This is a genomic window from Sphaerotilus natans (assembly GCF_900156335.1).
Taxonomy (GTDB): domain Bacteria; phylum Pseudomonadota; class Gammaproteobacteria; order Burkholderiales; family Burkholderiaceae_C; genus Sphaerotilus; species Sphaerotilus natans.
This window is the reverse complement of the sequence record NZ_FTMZ01000001.1, coordinates 309,482-320,959: the sequence shown is the minus strand read 5'-3', so window position 1 is coordinate 320,959 and position 11,478 is coordinate 309,482. Positions and strand designations below refer to the sequence as shown.

Below are 11,478 nucleotides of genomic sequence, written 5' to 3'. Positions count from 1 at the left end.
GGGGGTTTTCATTTTCTTTCATGAAAACCCCCCTGAGGCTCAGAAGCCACCGGGCAAGCCTAGACCTGCCCGACATCCATCGACTCAATCAGCGTCCGGCGGCGAAAAGTCCCACGGCACCGTAGTGCCAGGCGGCGGTGACTTCGTGGTGGCAGCGATGGCGTACCACGCATGACATGGTTCCCCGCGCTTGTCGTGCTGATGACAGAGGAACGGCACTCGCTCGATCAGAGCCTTCGTCAGGTCGGCCATCGTCACGAGACAACCGTTCGGCACCGTGCCGCGGCGCCCAGCGCAGCTCTTGCAGCGCTCGTCATCTGGCTCGCCCTGATCTGCCAGGATCGCCTGAGCCCGATCGAAGCGGTCGGCGATCATCTCGCCGATCTTGCGGCCCTCAGGCGACACCCGACTGTGATCCTTCGTCGGATCGACGTGATCGTGAAGCGCAGCCATGTCAGATCCGCATCATCGCCGCCCGCATCGCCGCCCGCATGTCCTCCCGCGTCTTGGCCATGCTGTAGTGATGCAGTGCAGATCCTGACGCCCTCAGGACTGCATCGATTCGCGCGTCTACCTCAGCGTCATCCGGAACCGCCGCAGGGCGGATGACCGCCTCAAGAGCCGCACGCTCGACAAACATCTCGGCCGATGCCAACGCACCATGGCTCGTCTCGCTGACGGGCTCGATTATGGCGGCCACCTCACGAACGCGGCCGGGCTTCAGGATGCCGGTGTCCTGCCATTCAACGACCTCCACTGCGCACTCGACCAGGTGCTGTGCAGCATGATCCTTGGCGGCCTGCAATGTCGCCTTGAGCTTGGATTGATAGGACATCACGCCTCCTCAATGCAGGGTTTCAGAGCCATCTCGGCCCATGGCTTCTGGAGCGGCGGCGTCGGGCGCGCTGAGAGGCCCAAGCGTGGCGCCGAACAGGGTGGCGAGCAGATGCCGTGCTTCATCGGATTCGACATCGATCTTTCCGTGATCGCGCTCCATGGCATCCGCTGCAGCCAGGAGAAAGCCTGTCTGAATCTGCCGCATGGCCTCGTTCGGGTAGCCGCCCAGCTCTCGCCTTCCAATCGCGACGGCGGCATTGACGATGGCCTGACGAATGGACGCGAACACGCGCAGGTTCAGCTCTTCGTAGATCCCTCGGCCGATGTCCACGGCGTTGTGCTGCCCATTCGGGGCGACTCGCAGTTGCTCCAGGCCAGTCACCACGACTGCACTTGTCGTATCGGCGCCAGCGGCACCGTCGGTCTTCTCTTCGGTCTTCTCGTTGCTCATGTTCGCTCTCACTCCGCAATGCCCAGCGCGCGGCGCAGGTTCTCTTTGCACAGGCTGTACCCGTGCACCTTTCCCGACTCGAAGCCGGCGCTGTAGGCGCGCACAGCAGCCAGGATCGTGTTCGCCGTCATCCCCTCGCCTGGGACGGTGGCGTAGACCACCTTCCCGTCACGGCTCACGATGTCCACGTCATCACCTCGGCGGATCAGGTACGCCTCACAGCCCAAGTCCTCGGCATCGGCCTCCAACCGGGCATCAGCCGCGATGACTGCATCCATTTCCGACTCACTCACTTGATGTCTCCGATCTCGGTCAAAAGCTCGTCTCGGGCTCGGCTCCAGTCCAGCGCACTCCAGCCGGATGAGCCCCGGCCACCGTCCCACTTCAGCATCTCCCTTGCGGCGCTCACGATGCGCTGGCACAGGCTGGATGACGCCGCCAGGGCGTCCTGACCAGCCACGACGGCGCGGCGCATCTGGTGCACCTCCGCGGCATGCCGACGACGCTCGATGCGCACCGCAGCGCCCTCGCAGAACCGCTGGCACGGAGCCGGGTGAATCCCGGCCTCTTGCATGGCCTGCCGGTCAGGCCGCGGCGAGACCATCTCATCCGACCAGGCGATGACCGATCCTGTCTGCACCAGCTCGCACTCGAAGGCGGGCAGCGGGGTGTCACCGGAGTACAGCCGTCGCGACACCTCCACCCACGGGATCCCCGGATAGCCCGGATGAGTCGGGTTCGAGACAGGCCCCGCGAAAAGCATCACCCACACCGATCGAGCGCTGTCGGGCATGGCCTCATGCCGGCCGTACCAGACAGGCGCAGCAACACCCTTCGGCGCAGGCACCGCACGCTGCGGCTGTCGGCCGTAGATCGCCGCGTTCAAGTCCGCCAGCTCTTCGCCGGCCAGCTTGGTATCCGGCCGCACGCTCATACATCCCCCCGAAGGGTGTTCCGGATCTCCACCAGCTCGCCCCGGACCTCGGCGACCAGATCCTTGGCGGGCAGCGCCAGGAACCCGTCAAGCTCCTCAGCCAGCATCCGCAGGTGCTCGGACACGACGCGACCACGCCGGGCTACATCGACCGGGATCAGCTCAGACGCCAGCACCCCGCGCTGGCGCCGCTTCGCGCGAGCCAACCGATCAAGCAGGTCATCAGCCTCATCACTCAGGTCGGACCCGCCGAACTCGCGCAAGCGAGTCACCATCCGCCGCAACATGCCGGCGAGTTCATCGACCCCGACGGGGGGATCGATCTCTGCGACACCCTTCCGGCGGCGCACCGCACGCTCAGTCGCCATGCCGCACCTCCTGACCAGCCTCGGCACGCATGACGCTGCGGCCGGTGAAGATGCATTCCAGCTTCTCGTTCACGTAGTCCACGCTGAAGCCCGGCATTGGCAGGGACACGCCGCTGTGGGTGTTGCACTCCGAGAAGTCGATGCCGGCGTCGTGCGCCTCATGGGCGCACTTGATGTACTCGTTCATGACCCCGGTGAACTCGATGAACGGGTGCACGCCGATCCTGATCGCATGCTGGTAGAAGGCGTCGCTCAGCTCTCGCATCTTCTGGAGCGCGACCTCACGCTCTGCTGCCGTCATCATCGCTGCGCCCTCCCCACACGGTCCCGGCGCTTCTGCAGCTCCACCATCAGCGTGTCGGTCCGACCGATCAGGCTCTCGCGGGCAGCGCGACGCCCCCCGTGCCGCAGCGCCGCGGCAGATCGAACCAGGGCAGACCAGACCACGTTTCGCGCCCGGAACCTCGCCAGGCCGATCACCATGTCTGCAGCGACCAGCGGATCAGCAGCAAGCGCATGACTCCACCGCATGCCCCCCTTGTGCATCGCCATCAGGGCATCAAGCGATCCGGTCAGCGCCCGATCGATGTCGGGCTCTTCTTCGGCTGAGACTTCCAGGCCCTCAGCACACGAGACGGCCAGGCCACACACACGCAGCATCTGCCCGACCAGGTAGTCATCTCGCTCGCCATCTGCAGTGCTCAAGGCACGGCACGCAGCCGTGACCGCGCAATCGACGGCGAAAGTGACAGGGCAGATCACGATGCGACCAGCCACAGACCGACCATGCCGGCGGACCGATCTGATCCGCAGGCGCAGGCGCTGCAGCCACTCCTTGCGCTGGCCAAAGTACCGAGCCTGAGCCACTTTCGCGGCAACCCATTCGGGCGTGCTCGGCCGCTGGTATGCCGACAGGCTGACAGGCACACGGCTCTGCCGCCGCAGCTGCTCGTGAGTCATGATCGACACCGACATCACGCAGCCCTCCGGTGATCGCCGACCAGCGTGGCCACGTCGTCAACGTCCCAGTACGCCATGACATCGGTGATCGGATGCGCCAGGCCAGCAGCCCAGGCGCAGGCCTCTTGCATGGCCTCACCACGACCGAGCGGGTTCAGGAGGTAGCGGCCGTTCCTGAAGACCGAATAGGTCTTGCCGAAGCGCGCGACACGCACACCCTGATCCAACAGCACGATCTCGGACTTGGCCCGGCTCACGACCGCCTCGCCGATGACCAGGCGCGGGTGAATCGTCAGGCGAGCACGATCGAGCTGGCGACTGCCGAAGTCGATGTGGTGGAAGACGGTGCCGCGGTGCCGCCCCTTGTCGTCATGCAGCAGGTCGGTCTGAGAGCGGAACGGGCCGGGCCGGATCGACCAGCCTGCGGGCGCTTCAACGGCGACGAACAGAGGGTCATCCCAGACCTCGCCGATCTTGAATCCGATCTTGGTCAGGTCTTGCAGGGCGCAGCCCAGGACGACCCGCGGGAGCTTCTTGATGGAGTTGAAACCGAACATGTGCGTGCTTCCTTTGTCTTGTTGGTGCTTAAACGGTCTTTATTGGGGCGCGCGAACTTGGAAGAGGACCGACACCTGATCGGGCGTCACCTCATCACCCAGGAGCGCGACAGCCTCGCCAGCGATGCGCTTCCACAGCTCATCCGGCAGCACAGCACGCGCGACCGAAGCGAACGACTCGAACGCACTCATGGCGGGCGCACCCGCATCCACGCGAATGGAGCGCCGCGCCAGCTCGGCCTCCAGCTTGTTCACCAGCATGCGGCTGTTGCGGTAGCGCGAACGGATCGCGTCACGCTCAGACTCAGGGGCGACCGTCAGGGCCACCGAATGCCGCGAGATCGCTTGGATGACGCGCTCACGCATGCGCACGATTGCAGCGGTGCTCATCTCAGCCGGGCTGATCTTCTGCTTGGTCACGCCAGCACCTCCAGCGCCATGTCAGCAGCCAAAGCAAGCCGATCCACAGCCTCCCTCACCTCGTCCGACTCGCCATAGGCCAGCACGGGCCAGGGCTTGATCGTCACGCGCGGCACCAGCACGCCGGCATCGATCGCCAGAACGCACAGGCTCGCCTCATCGACCGGACCGGCATCGCCGCGGCCATCCATCCTGCCGCGCATCGCACGCAGCACCATCGCGCCGAAACAGGCCAGAGCCTGATCGGTCTGCACATTCACAGGAGACATGGTGTCCTCTCATCAGGGTGCGCCAGCGGCGCACCGGGTCAAGCGCTGAAGCCGAACTTCTCAGCGCAGATAGGTCCGATACCGGCGTCGATCGATGCCGGGTCGGTCAACTGGAGGCCGCAGATCGAGCACCGGCCAGTGCGCATGCCGTAGGCGCGCGCCTCCTCAGCCGGGTTCGATGCAACCCGAATCACTTCCTCACGTTGCTCATCCGAGCAGTCACGGGACGCAGAGAACTTCCCGCCCAGCACCTTGCCGAGGTACGTGCCGTCCGAGGACTTCACATACAGGCCGCCCGCGTTGCGACTGTTCTCCCCCGCGGGAGAGAACTTGATGCCCTCCCCCAGCGTCATGCGAAGGCGGATGAGGCCAGCGCTGCGGGCAGACTCGAATGCAGCCTCAATCCGGCTCACGTCGATCGGTGCAGATCGATCCGGCGCCGGACTGGCCTGCCGCTGCATCGCCGACCGTGCTGCAGCGACCTGCCGCTCGGTCAGTGAGCCGTACCGCGCCAGGCCGGCACGCAGACTCGCAGCGAACTGGTTGTCCTCCGCAGCGGCATCGAGCCACGCGGCGACATCCGCATGATCCGCGCGCCACTCCTGCTCAGGCGTGAGCACCGCCGCGTACGTGACCAGCTCCGGCATCCGCTCGGCAACCGTCGGTTCCACGCCCTTCCGGATCATCTCGGCCAGCAGCCGGCGACCCGTCGGGGAGTCACGGCGGACGCGCAGTCCGTTCGGGGCAATGATTCGTTCCATGTCGAAAATCTTACCCCGCTTTTCGCATTAAAAGCAAGATTCAACATCATGAATTGTTCTTTATTGGTCTTGTTTGCGGCAAGCAAGAACCAAAAAGATCGCTGTCAGATCTCGACCATCTCGCCATCTTCGCCGGGCACTCGCGAGTCAGCAGCCGCCAGCAGCCGATCCAGCTCGTTGATCTGCTCCTGACGCCTCGCAGAGGCACCACAAGAATCTCGCGCGATGTAGACGGCATCCTCAAGGAACGCGAACGACATCGCGTCGATCACATCAGGGGACTTGATGCCTACCGCGGCCATGTCCTCTTTCGAGGCCATCTGGTACTTCAACCCGCCTCTCTCGACAAAGTGGTACGGGAGACGACTGCCCTGAGAAATGATCTTCTGCCGCATCTTCCGCGACAGCCCATGAGGGAACCGCACTCGACCAGAGCGCACCGCATCACGCATCCGGACCTGTGCGCAGGCACGCTGATTCACGTAGCGGTCCTGGTACTCGCGCTTGAAGCAGGGCTTGCCCCACATCACGTAGACGACCGGGATGCCCTCTCGCTCCAACAGCTTGCAGACCGCATGCCCAGCACCACCCGCATCGACGTAGAGCATCGGCCGATCGACAGACCGGAACAGCGCAGCTAGGTCGCCCGTGAAGTCGATTTCGTCCCTGCCGTTCGTGCACAGCGGGATCGCGTAGAACTCGACACGCCGAGCGTCTGGCCCATCGTCGTCATTGCCACAGACGCGAGCGAAGACAGCGACGGAATCGTCTCGGTACTCGCCGAGGCCAACGTCGCTCAGCAGCATGATGCCGTAGGGCTCGTCGTCGCCGATGATGCGCGACGGATCGAAGCATGCTTCCAGCTGCACGCTCGTCATCAGGTACTCGCTCTCATTGACGGCGAACTCGCCGCGGACCCGAACCCGGTACTCGACGCTATCCGGCCCGCCCGACTCATGCGCTCGGGCCGCCAGCCAGTCCCGCGTGACGAATGGGGATCGCTCCGACGAGAAGGTCAGCGCCTCCCACGTCCCGCCATCACCCCGCGAGATGTCGTGATGCGTCCGGTAGAAGTAGCCCGCGGCACGGACCCCCTGACTGGCCAACAGCGTGCAGTTCCACTCCTGGGTCTGAGTGCCCTCGATCACGTCAAAGTGCGCGTCATCGACGCCGGCCGCCTCGTCAACGATGATGAGCTGGTGCATCCGGTGCTTGCCCGCGATGCCGATCGACTGGCCTTTCTCCATCGCGACCTGAGCAACGAACCACTGAGCATCGAACCCGTTCACGAACATCCGTGTCTTGGTGATCGTGTAGTAGTCGCGCAGCCAGGAGAACGGCCCGGCGGCAATCGCGATGTCCGCATCGCTGGCCTCCTTCCAGACGCCATCCGCGACCTGCTGCAGCCGCGCGGCGCCGACGTATGCGTTGGAGCCGATCTCGACCTTGCCGTCGTAGTACGCATAGGGCCGGCACAGCAGATGCCAGAGCACGATGCGCCCGAAAGTCGCGGTCTTGCCAGTGCCGGTGCCCGACACCACCGAGACCTTGGAGCCTGGGCTTGCGATCTCGATCAGCAGGTCAGTCTGATCTTCGCTGGGGATCATCCCGCAGACCTCCACCGCGAACGCGAGTGCGTCCGCGTAGTAGCGCGCGACGAAGGCGTCATAGCGCGGGTCGCTGAGCAGCGTGGCCTTCGATCGCCGCTTAGCCATCTCGACCCTCGCGCAGCTTGCGCCGCTCTTCGCGCAACGCCTCCTGTCGTCGGACCGACTCGCTGATCGATGCAGCGAAGCGCGCATCAAGATCCGCAGCATCGAACGAGACCACAGGCCCCTGTTCGTTGTCCTCCTTGTAGAAGCCGACGTGCCGGGCCACATGGCTGAGCGCCACCATCCGATCGGCCATCAGGACTTCGATGCCGTCCTTCGAGACCTTCACGCCCTCATACAGGGCCGCCTCGTTGACGCCCAGCCCGTCGGTGTCGTGCACGACGACTCTGCCTCGCCCGTCCCCGAAGCACTCGGGACAGTCCGGATTCGGCTGGCGCTTCGGGTTGTAGCCGACACCGCCCTTGGGATCGAAGTCTGGCAGGGCCGGGTTCTTCTGCTGCTTGGCCTGGTGCTCAAGCTGCGCATCCTCGAACTCGGCCGGCGTGAACTGGTATCTGTGCCCCTTGCCGTAGCAGTGCCGACACGCGCCGCGCCGGTACGACACCAGCCTTCGCGGGTCAGCCTGGAGCACCCGCATGTACTGCCTGAGCACCCCCTCAGCGGTCGCGCCAGCGGCCCTCGCTGCCGCACTCATGATCTCAGACACCCTTAGTGCCACCTTAGCACTTGCCGCCAAGCGGGCCGCTGCAACGTGGATCGCCTGAGGGGTCCACCGGGACGCCTTGTCCGGGTATGCCGCCCTGTAGGCCTCCGACCGGTTCCCCGTCTCCGCGAGCTTCTGGGCGAACACCTCCATCGCCGATGTGAGCACTCCGCTCTCGTGCGCCGTCTCAATCACGCTCCCGCCGTACCCGCGCTTCGGCTTCGGCTTGACCTTCTTGGCCGGGGCATCGTTGGCGGTCTTCTTCCCGGTCTTCTGCTGCTTGCTCATGATGCAGCGATGTTCCCGCCTACCCCCGTGAGCACACCGCCAGTTTTCCGGCTCACAGAGCTACATGTCGAAACAACGCACCACCGGCTGCGGGGATTGATCAGCCTCAGGTCTGCGCTCACTCTGTCTCTGTCGCAGCTCAAGGAACTCAGCCGCCATGCCCCCGCGATCAGGGGGGCGAATCTTTGCCATGTCACCGCAGTGACAGCAAAGCAACCTACGCACATTTCGCGTAATGCGTGGCAATCAAGATTCGCCCACCAATGCACGGGCGAAAAAAAACGCCCCGACTAGGGGCGTCAAGTCACCGGACCGGCGACGCTCAACAACTGTTTCATGCTTCCATCTGGAGGGGACACGAGAATGCCACCTCCAGATGGCGGGATCTCTCCCGGTCTGGTCCGTCTCTCCGGATGCCACACCACTGCGCAGGTGTCTCGCCCCTCAAGCATCCCCGCAACCCATCCAAGCCGAGAAGAGAGTCGCCACTATAGCCGGGAAGTGCTTTTTCGTCGAATCAAGTCGGCTTTACGCCCAGAATCCTGCGAATGTCTGCGACACGCCAGCGACATCGCTTCTTCCCCACACCTTCCTTGACTGTCGGCACGATCGGCCCTACCCCTGCACGCGCCCAGTGTCGAAGCGCTGCAGCGGTCTTCCCGAAATACCTGGCTGCCACCTCAGTGCTCACGTCGATTCGACGATCGGCCGCCAGCTCTGCACGGATCCGCGTCTCGACGCAATCGGAACGCTCCCGCCGCTCTCCCTCCATTAGCGCCAACGCCTCGTTCAGCCCATGGATACGCCCAAGCTCGAATCGGTCCGCGGTGACGCCCGCGGCTCCAACCTCAAGAGAACCAACCAAGTCCCTCAGGCTGACGACCCTGGCCTTCAAGCTATGCCCGACGGACATCAGCCCTCCCGCTTGGCCGGCACGATCTTCCAGTGATCCCCGTCGGGGACGCGCACGCCCATGGTGCAGTCGGGCCGCACTTCGCAGCACGGTGCAAGCATGCGCAGATCGCAGCAGCATTCACCTGAAGCACTGAAAAGACCGTCCGCACCTGCGTTCCTGATCGCCAAAGAGATGACCCCATACGCACTCATCTCATGGAAAGATGCTGCATCTTTGTCAGAAAAACCACCCAGGCGGACATCATGTTGATTCATGTCAATTCGTCTTTTTTGTTCACGAAGAATGCGAATTTTATGTCTTTCATGCAATTATTGGCGAATCCTTAACACTGCAGCCTCTACGGCTTTCTTCATTTCTGGGTCTCCAGCAGCCCGCCTTGGCAGATCTGCAACCACATCCGCAATCCCCTCAATGGCGGCCACGAGTCGCGCGCCACCCCGCATGTCAATGAAAGATTCGGCATTCAGTTCTCGGAACCTCGCGGTCGCCTCAGTCAGCTCGACGAGCGCAGGCAGCATCGCCTCCCAGCCCTCGCGGATGGGCTGCGCAGCCTGGATCTCGACATAGACGGCATCGACGATCGAGTTCACGGCCGCATCGACACGCGAGAGCACGGATTTCGCCACCTGCATGCGCGCAGCGACTCGCGTGTCTCGGTCGGACTCCGCCGTCAGGCACAGCAGGTAGTCCGTCGGAACGTCATAGATCGCCGAGAGCATCACGATGGGCAGCAGCGGCGGCATGCGCGCCCCTCGCTCCCACAGAGACAGCTGAGTGCCGTTCGCGTGGCCGATCATTCGGGCGACAGTGGCACCGTCCATGCCGTTGATCTCGCGGGCCAGCTGCAGCCTCTGTCCCAGCACCACCCGGAGGTCTGCCGCGGTTTCGATGCCAGGCCCGTACATCAGCTTGAGTGCGGAACGCTGGCCGTCGGTCAAGGGGCGGTCATCATCGGCCACGAGCGATCCCCCGCACGCCGACCAGCAAGGCGAATCGGACCAGCGTCTCGCCCAGCAGGTCGATCTCATCGACGCCCCTCAGCGCCGCGAAGGCGCGAGTCCCCATGCCGTGAATCCCCTCAATGCCCTGGTGGCATGGCCGACACAGCGGAATCCCGCAGAGGTGCGGGGCACGCCGGCCAGCGCCGGCACCTTCACGGATGTGGTGCCACTCATCCGAAGGCGTGTCCAAGCCACGCTCGAAACACGACGCGCAGGAAAGGCGCATCGCGAGACTCACCCATGCCGATTCAACGGCATTCATCGGTTCTGCTGCCATGGTCAGGAGATGAAGTTGACGATCCGAAGTACCTGCTCATCCACGTCGTCAACCGTCATCCCCCTGAGTGCGGCTACTCGCGTCAGGGCAATGTCGATCACGCGGCCGTAGAGCTGCTCGAATTCCGCTTGGTCCATGCACTCATAGGAGAGGGATCCGGGCTCCAGAGTGAACGAGCCATCCGGCCGGAAGACTTGCCTGTAGTGGCCTGCCAGCACCGTCAGATGCTGCCGAAACGCTGTTCTGCTGCGCTTGATCGGCACACCGTCGTCGGTCTGGTCGGCGCCGGGCTCCCAGAGGTCGTACAGGTACCCGAACAGCGCGAACAGCTTTCGATGCGCAGCAAGAACACGCTCCTGCTTGACCTGAACCGCGACGATCCCGCGCAGCCGCATCTCCTGCAGCGCAGCGGCTTGAGTCGTGTCGGCAGGGATCAGTGCCGTCCTGGACGGGTGAACGCGCATCAGGATCACGCCAAGATCACTCATGAAGGCCTCCTTGCACACGGTCAGCGCACTGACCATCGGCAGAGATGTCCGGAGACAGCCAGGCAGCGGGATCAGCGGCTGGCGCACACCGACGCAGGGCACAGGTCACGCACTGGGGATGTGTCTTGAGCGAGCCTCGCCGCACAGAGACAACGCGCCCCCAGCAGCTCAGATCGACCGGGCTAGGCGGGGACTTCACGCGATCCGGCATGCAGCCTCCTCGACATCGAATCCGCCGCCGCTGGACTTGCTCCGCGAGAAGGCCACGAAGAAGTGGAACATCGGGAATGCCGAAGCAGCCACCTTGAACTTCACCTTGGCGTCATCCTCGAAGATGGCGCGCGAGCCTTTGACCTCGTGGAACTGGATCTCCCGATCACTCGTCATCACCATGAAGTCGGGCGTGTAGCGCACACCACCGCCAATGGCCAGCGTCACCGACTCAAACTGCCAGCTAAGGACATCCCCAGCCAGGCGGCGCTCTTCCAGTGATGCGGCATAGGCGGCTTCGGTCTTGTTCATCTCCCCAGCCTTGAGTCGCCCCAAGGCCTTCAGGCCCGATTGAGCGCTAAAATTTCGGTCTTTTCTGTGCATGAATCTTCCAGAGATCGACATTTTATACATTTTTGACTTTT

At 63.9% G+C, this 11,478-nt stretch carries 19 protein-coding genes; all 19 read right to left on the bottom strand.

Going from position 1 to position 11,478, the window contains the following annotated elements:
- Positions 1–84: 84 nt before the first annotated feature.
- The 19 genes from BW996_RS01545 to BW996_RS01460 all read right to left on the bottom strand — a co-directional run bounded on the left by BW996_RS01545 (position 85) and on the right by BW996_RS01460 (position 11,365).
- Entirely contained in the window at positions 85–453 is a 369-nt protein-coding gene (locus BW996_RS01545; RefSeq protein WP_037482188.1) for a hypothetical protein, read from the bottom strand.
- Position 454: 1 nt separating this feature from the next.
- Positions 455–835: a hypothetical protein gene (locus BW996_RS01540; protein ID WP_037482186.1), complete on the bottom strand. Its 381-nt coding sequence runs from the start codon at positions 833–835 to the stop codon at positions 455–457.
- Positions 836–844: 9 nt separating this feature from the next.
- A complete protein-coding gene (locus BW996_RS01535) occupies positions 845–1,288 on the bottom strand; it encodes a hypothetical protein (RefSeq protein WP_037482183.1) in 444 nt (147 codons plus the stop codon).
- An 8-nt stretch (positions 1,289–1,296) separates the two neighbouring features.
- On the bottom strand, positions 1,297–1,566 hold the full coding sequence (locus BW996_RS01530) for a hypothetical protein (RefSeq protein WP_037482182.1): 270 nt from the start codon (positions 1,564–1,566) through the stop codon (positions 1,297–1,299).
- Positions 1,567–1,577: 11 nt separating this feature from the next.
- Complete coding sequence (locus BW996_RS01525) at positions 1,578–2,222, bottom strand: hypothetical protein (protein WP_037482179.1); 645 nt, start codon at positions 2,220–2,222, stop codon at positions 1,578–1,580.
- Positions 2,219–2,590 (bottom strand): hypothetical protein, encoded by a 372-nt coding sequence (locus BW996_RS01520; RefSeq protein WP_037482176.1) that lies wholly within the window; start codon positions 2,588–2,590, stop codon positions 2,219–2,221. Before BW996_RS01520 ends, BW996_RS01525 begins: the two co-directional genes overlap by 4 nt.
- Positions 2,580–2,894 (bottom strand): hypothetical protein, encoded by a 315-nt coding sequence (locus tag BW996_RS01515; RefSeq protein ID WP_241461973.1) that lies wholly within the window; start codon positions 2,892–2,894, stop codon positions 2,580–2,582. Before BW996_RS01515 ends, BW996_RS01520 begins: the two co-directional genes overlap by 11 nt.
- Entirely contained in the window at positions 2,891–3,565 is a 675-nt protein-coding gene (locus BW996_RS01510) for a hypothetical protein (protein WP_037482173.1), read from the bottom strand. Before BW996_RS01510 ends, BW996_RS01515 begins: the two co-directional genes overlap by 4 nt.
- The gene (locus BW996_RS01505; RefSeq protein ID WP_037482171.1) at positions 3,565–4,107 is read right to left on the bottom strand and encodes a hypothetical protein; all 543 of its coding nucleotides are present in this window, start codon (positions 4,105–4,107) and stop codon (positions 3,565–3,567) included. Before BW996_RS01505 ends, BW996_RS01510 begins: the two co-directional genes overlap by 1 nt.
- A 39-nt stretch (positions 4,108–4,146) precedes the next feature.
- On the bottom strand, positions 4,147–4,527 hold the full coding sequence (locus tag BW996_RS01500) for a hypothetical protein (RefSeq protein WP_037482169.1): 381 nt from the start codon (positions 4,525–4,527) through the stop codon (positions 4,147–4,149).
- The gene (locus BW996_RS01495) at positions 4,524–4,787 is read right to left on the bottom strand and encodes a hypothetical protein (RefSeq protein ID WP_037482166.1); all 264 of its coding nucleotides are present in this window, start codon (positions 4,785–4,787) and stop codon (positions 4,524–4,526) included. Before BW996_RS01495 ends, BW996_RS01500 begins: the two co-directional genes overlap by 4 nt.
- Positions 4,788–4,834: 47 nt before the next feature.
- Complete coding sequence (locus BW996_RS01490; RefSeq protein WP_051631941.1) at positions 4,835–5,557, bottom strand: DUF6011 domain-containing protein; 723 nt, start codon at positions 5,555–5,557, stop codon at positions 4,835–4,837.
- A gap of 104 nt (positions 5,558–5,661) precedes the next feature.
- Complete coding sequence (locus tag BW996_RS01485; protein ID WP_037482164.1) at positions 5,662–7,272, bottom strand: hypothetical protein; 1,611 nt, start codon at positions 7,270–7,272, stop codon at positions 5,662–5,664.
- Positions 7,265–8,161 (bottom strand): terminase small subunit, encoded by an 897-nt coding sequence (locus tag BW996_RS01480; protein ID WP_051631940.1) that lies wholly within the window; start codon positions 8,159–8,161, stop codon positions 7,265–7,267. Before BW996_RS01480 ends, BW996_RS01485 begins: the two co-directional genes overlap by 8 nt.
- Positions 8,162–9,073: 912 nt before the next feature.
- Complete coding sequence (locus BW996_RS21175; RefSeq protein WP_139330694.1) at positions 9,074–9,331, bottom strand: hypothetical protein; 258 nt, start codon at positions 9,329–9,331, stop codon at positions 9,074–9,076.
- Positions 9,332–9,385: 54 nt separating this feature from the next.
- Positions 9,386–10,036, bottom strand: coding sequence for a helix-turn-helix domain-containing protein (locus tag BW996_RS01475; RefSeq protein ID WP_037482163.1), 651 nt, complete (start codon positions 10,034–10,036; stop codon positions 9,386–9,388).
- A complete protein-coding gene (locus BW996_RS01470; RefSeq protein WP_162177976.1) occupies positions 10,026–10,355 on the bottom strand; it encodes a hypothetical protein in 330 nt (109 codons plus the stop codon). The genes BW996_RS01475 and BW996_RS01470 overlap by 11 nt, the downstream gene beginning before the upstream one ends.
- Before the next feature lie 2 nt (positions 10,356–10,357).
- Positions 10,358–10,879, bottom strand: coding sequence for a DUF1367 family protein (locus tag BW996_RS01465; RefSeq protein WP_037482159.1), 522 nt, complete (start codon positions 10,877–10,879; stop codon positions 10,358–10,360).
- Between the two features lie 159 nt (positions 10,880–11,038).
- Positions 11,039–11,365 carry a hypothetical protein gene (locus BW996_RS01460; protein ID WP_241461971.1) on the bottom strand — a complete coding sequence of 109 codons (327 nt, stop codon included), beginning with the start codon at positions 11,363–11,365 and terminating at the stop codon, positions 11,039–11,041.
- Between the last annotated feature and the right edge of the window lie 113 nt (positions 11,366–11,478).

Excerpts from the sequence above, each read along its gene's own strand:
- BW996_RS01540 (WP_037482186.1), bottom strand. The coding sequence starts at position 835 with ATGTCCTATCAATCCAAGCTCAAGGCGACATTGCAGGCCGCCAAGGAT.
- BW996_RS01535 (WP_037482183.1), bottom strand. The coding sequence starts at position 1,288 with ATGAGCAACGAGAAGACCGAAGAGAAGACCGACGGTGCCGCTGGCGCC.
- BW996_RS01465 (WP_037482159.1), bottom strand. The coding sequence starts at position 10,879 with ATGGTCAGTGCGCTGACCGTGTGCAAGGAGGCCTTCATGAGTGATCTT.
- BW996_RS01515 (WP_241461973.1), bottom strand. The coding sequence starts at position 2,894 with ATGATGACGGCAGCAGAGCGTGAGGTCGCGCTCCAGAAGATGCGAGAG.
- BW996_RS01510 (WP_037482173.1), bottom strand. The coding sequence starts at position 3,565 with ATGTCGGTGTCGATCATGACTCACGAGCAGCTGCGGCGGCAGAGCCGT.
- BW996_RS01485 (WP_037482164.1), bottom strand. The coding sequence starts at position 7,272 with ATGGCTAAGCGGCGATCGAAGGCCACGCTGCTCAGCGACCCGCGCTAT.
- BW996_RS01480 (WP_051631940.1), bottom strand. The coding sequence starts at position 8,161 with ATGAGCAAGCAGCAGAAGACCGGGAAGAAGACCGCCAACGATGCCCCG.
- BW996_RS01490 (WP_051631941.1), bottom strand. The coding sequence starts at position 5,557 with ATGGAACGAATCATTGCCCCGAACGGACTGCGCGTCCGCCGTGACTCC.
- BW996_RS01520 (WP_037482176.1), bottom strand. The coding sequence starts at position 2,590 with ATGGCGACTGAGCGTGCGGTGCGCCGCCGGAAGGGTGTCGCAGAGATC.
- BW996_RS01505 (WP_037482171.1), bottom strand. The coding sequence starts at position 4,107 with ATGTTCGGTTTCAACTCCATCAAGAAGCTCCCGCGGGTCGTCCTGGGC.
- BW996_RS01460 (WP_241461971.1), bottom strand. The coding sequence starts at position 11,365 with ATGAACAAGACCGAAGCCGCCTATGCCGCATCACTGGAAGAGCGCCGC.
- BW996_RS01525 (WP_037482179.1), bottom strand. The coding sequence starts at position 2,222 with ATGAGCGTGCGGCCGGATACCAAGCTGGCCGGCGAAGAGCTGGCGGAC.
- BW996_RS01470 (WP_162177976.1), bottom strand. The coding sequence starts at position 10,355 with ATGGCAGCAGAACCGATGAATGCCGTTGAATCGGCATGGGTGAGTCTC.
- BW996_RS01545 (WP_037482188.1), bottom strand. The coding sequence starts at position 453 with ATGGCTGCGCTTCACGATCACGTCGATCCGACGAAGGATCACAGTCGG.
- BW996_RS01530 (WP_037482182.1), bottom strand. The coding sequence starts at position 1,566 with ATGGATGCAGTCATCGCGGCTGATGCCCGGTTGGAGGCCGATGCCGAG.
- BW996_RS21175 (WP_139330694.1), bottom strand. The coding sequence starts at position 9,331 with ATGAATCAACATGATGTCCGCCTGGGTGGTTTTTCTGACAAAGATGCA.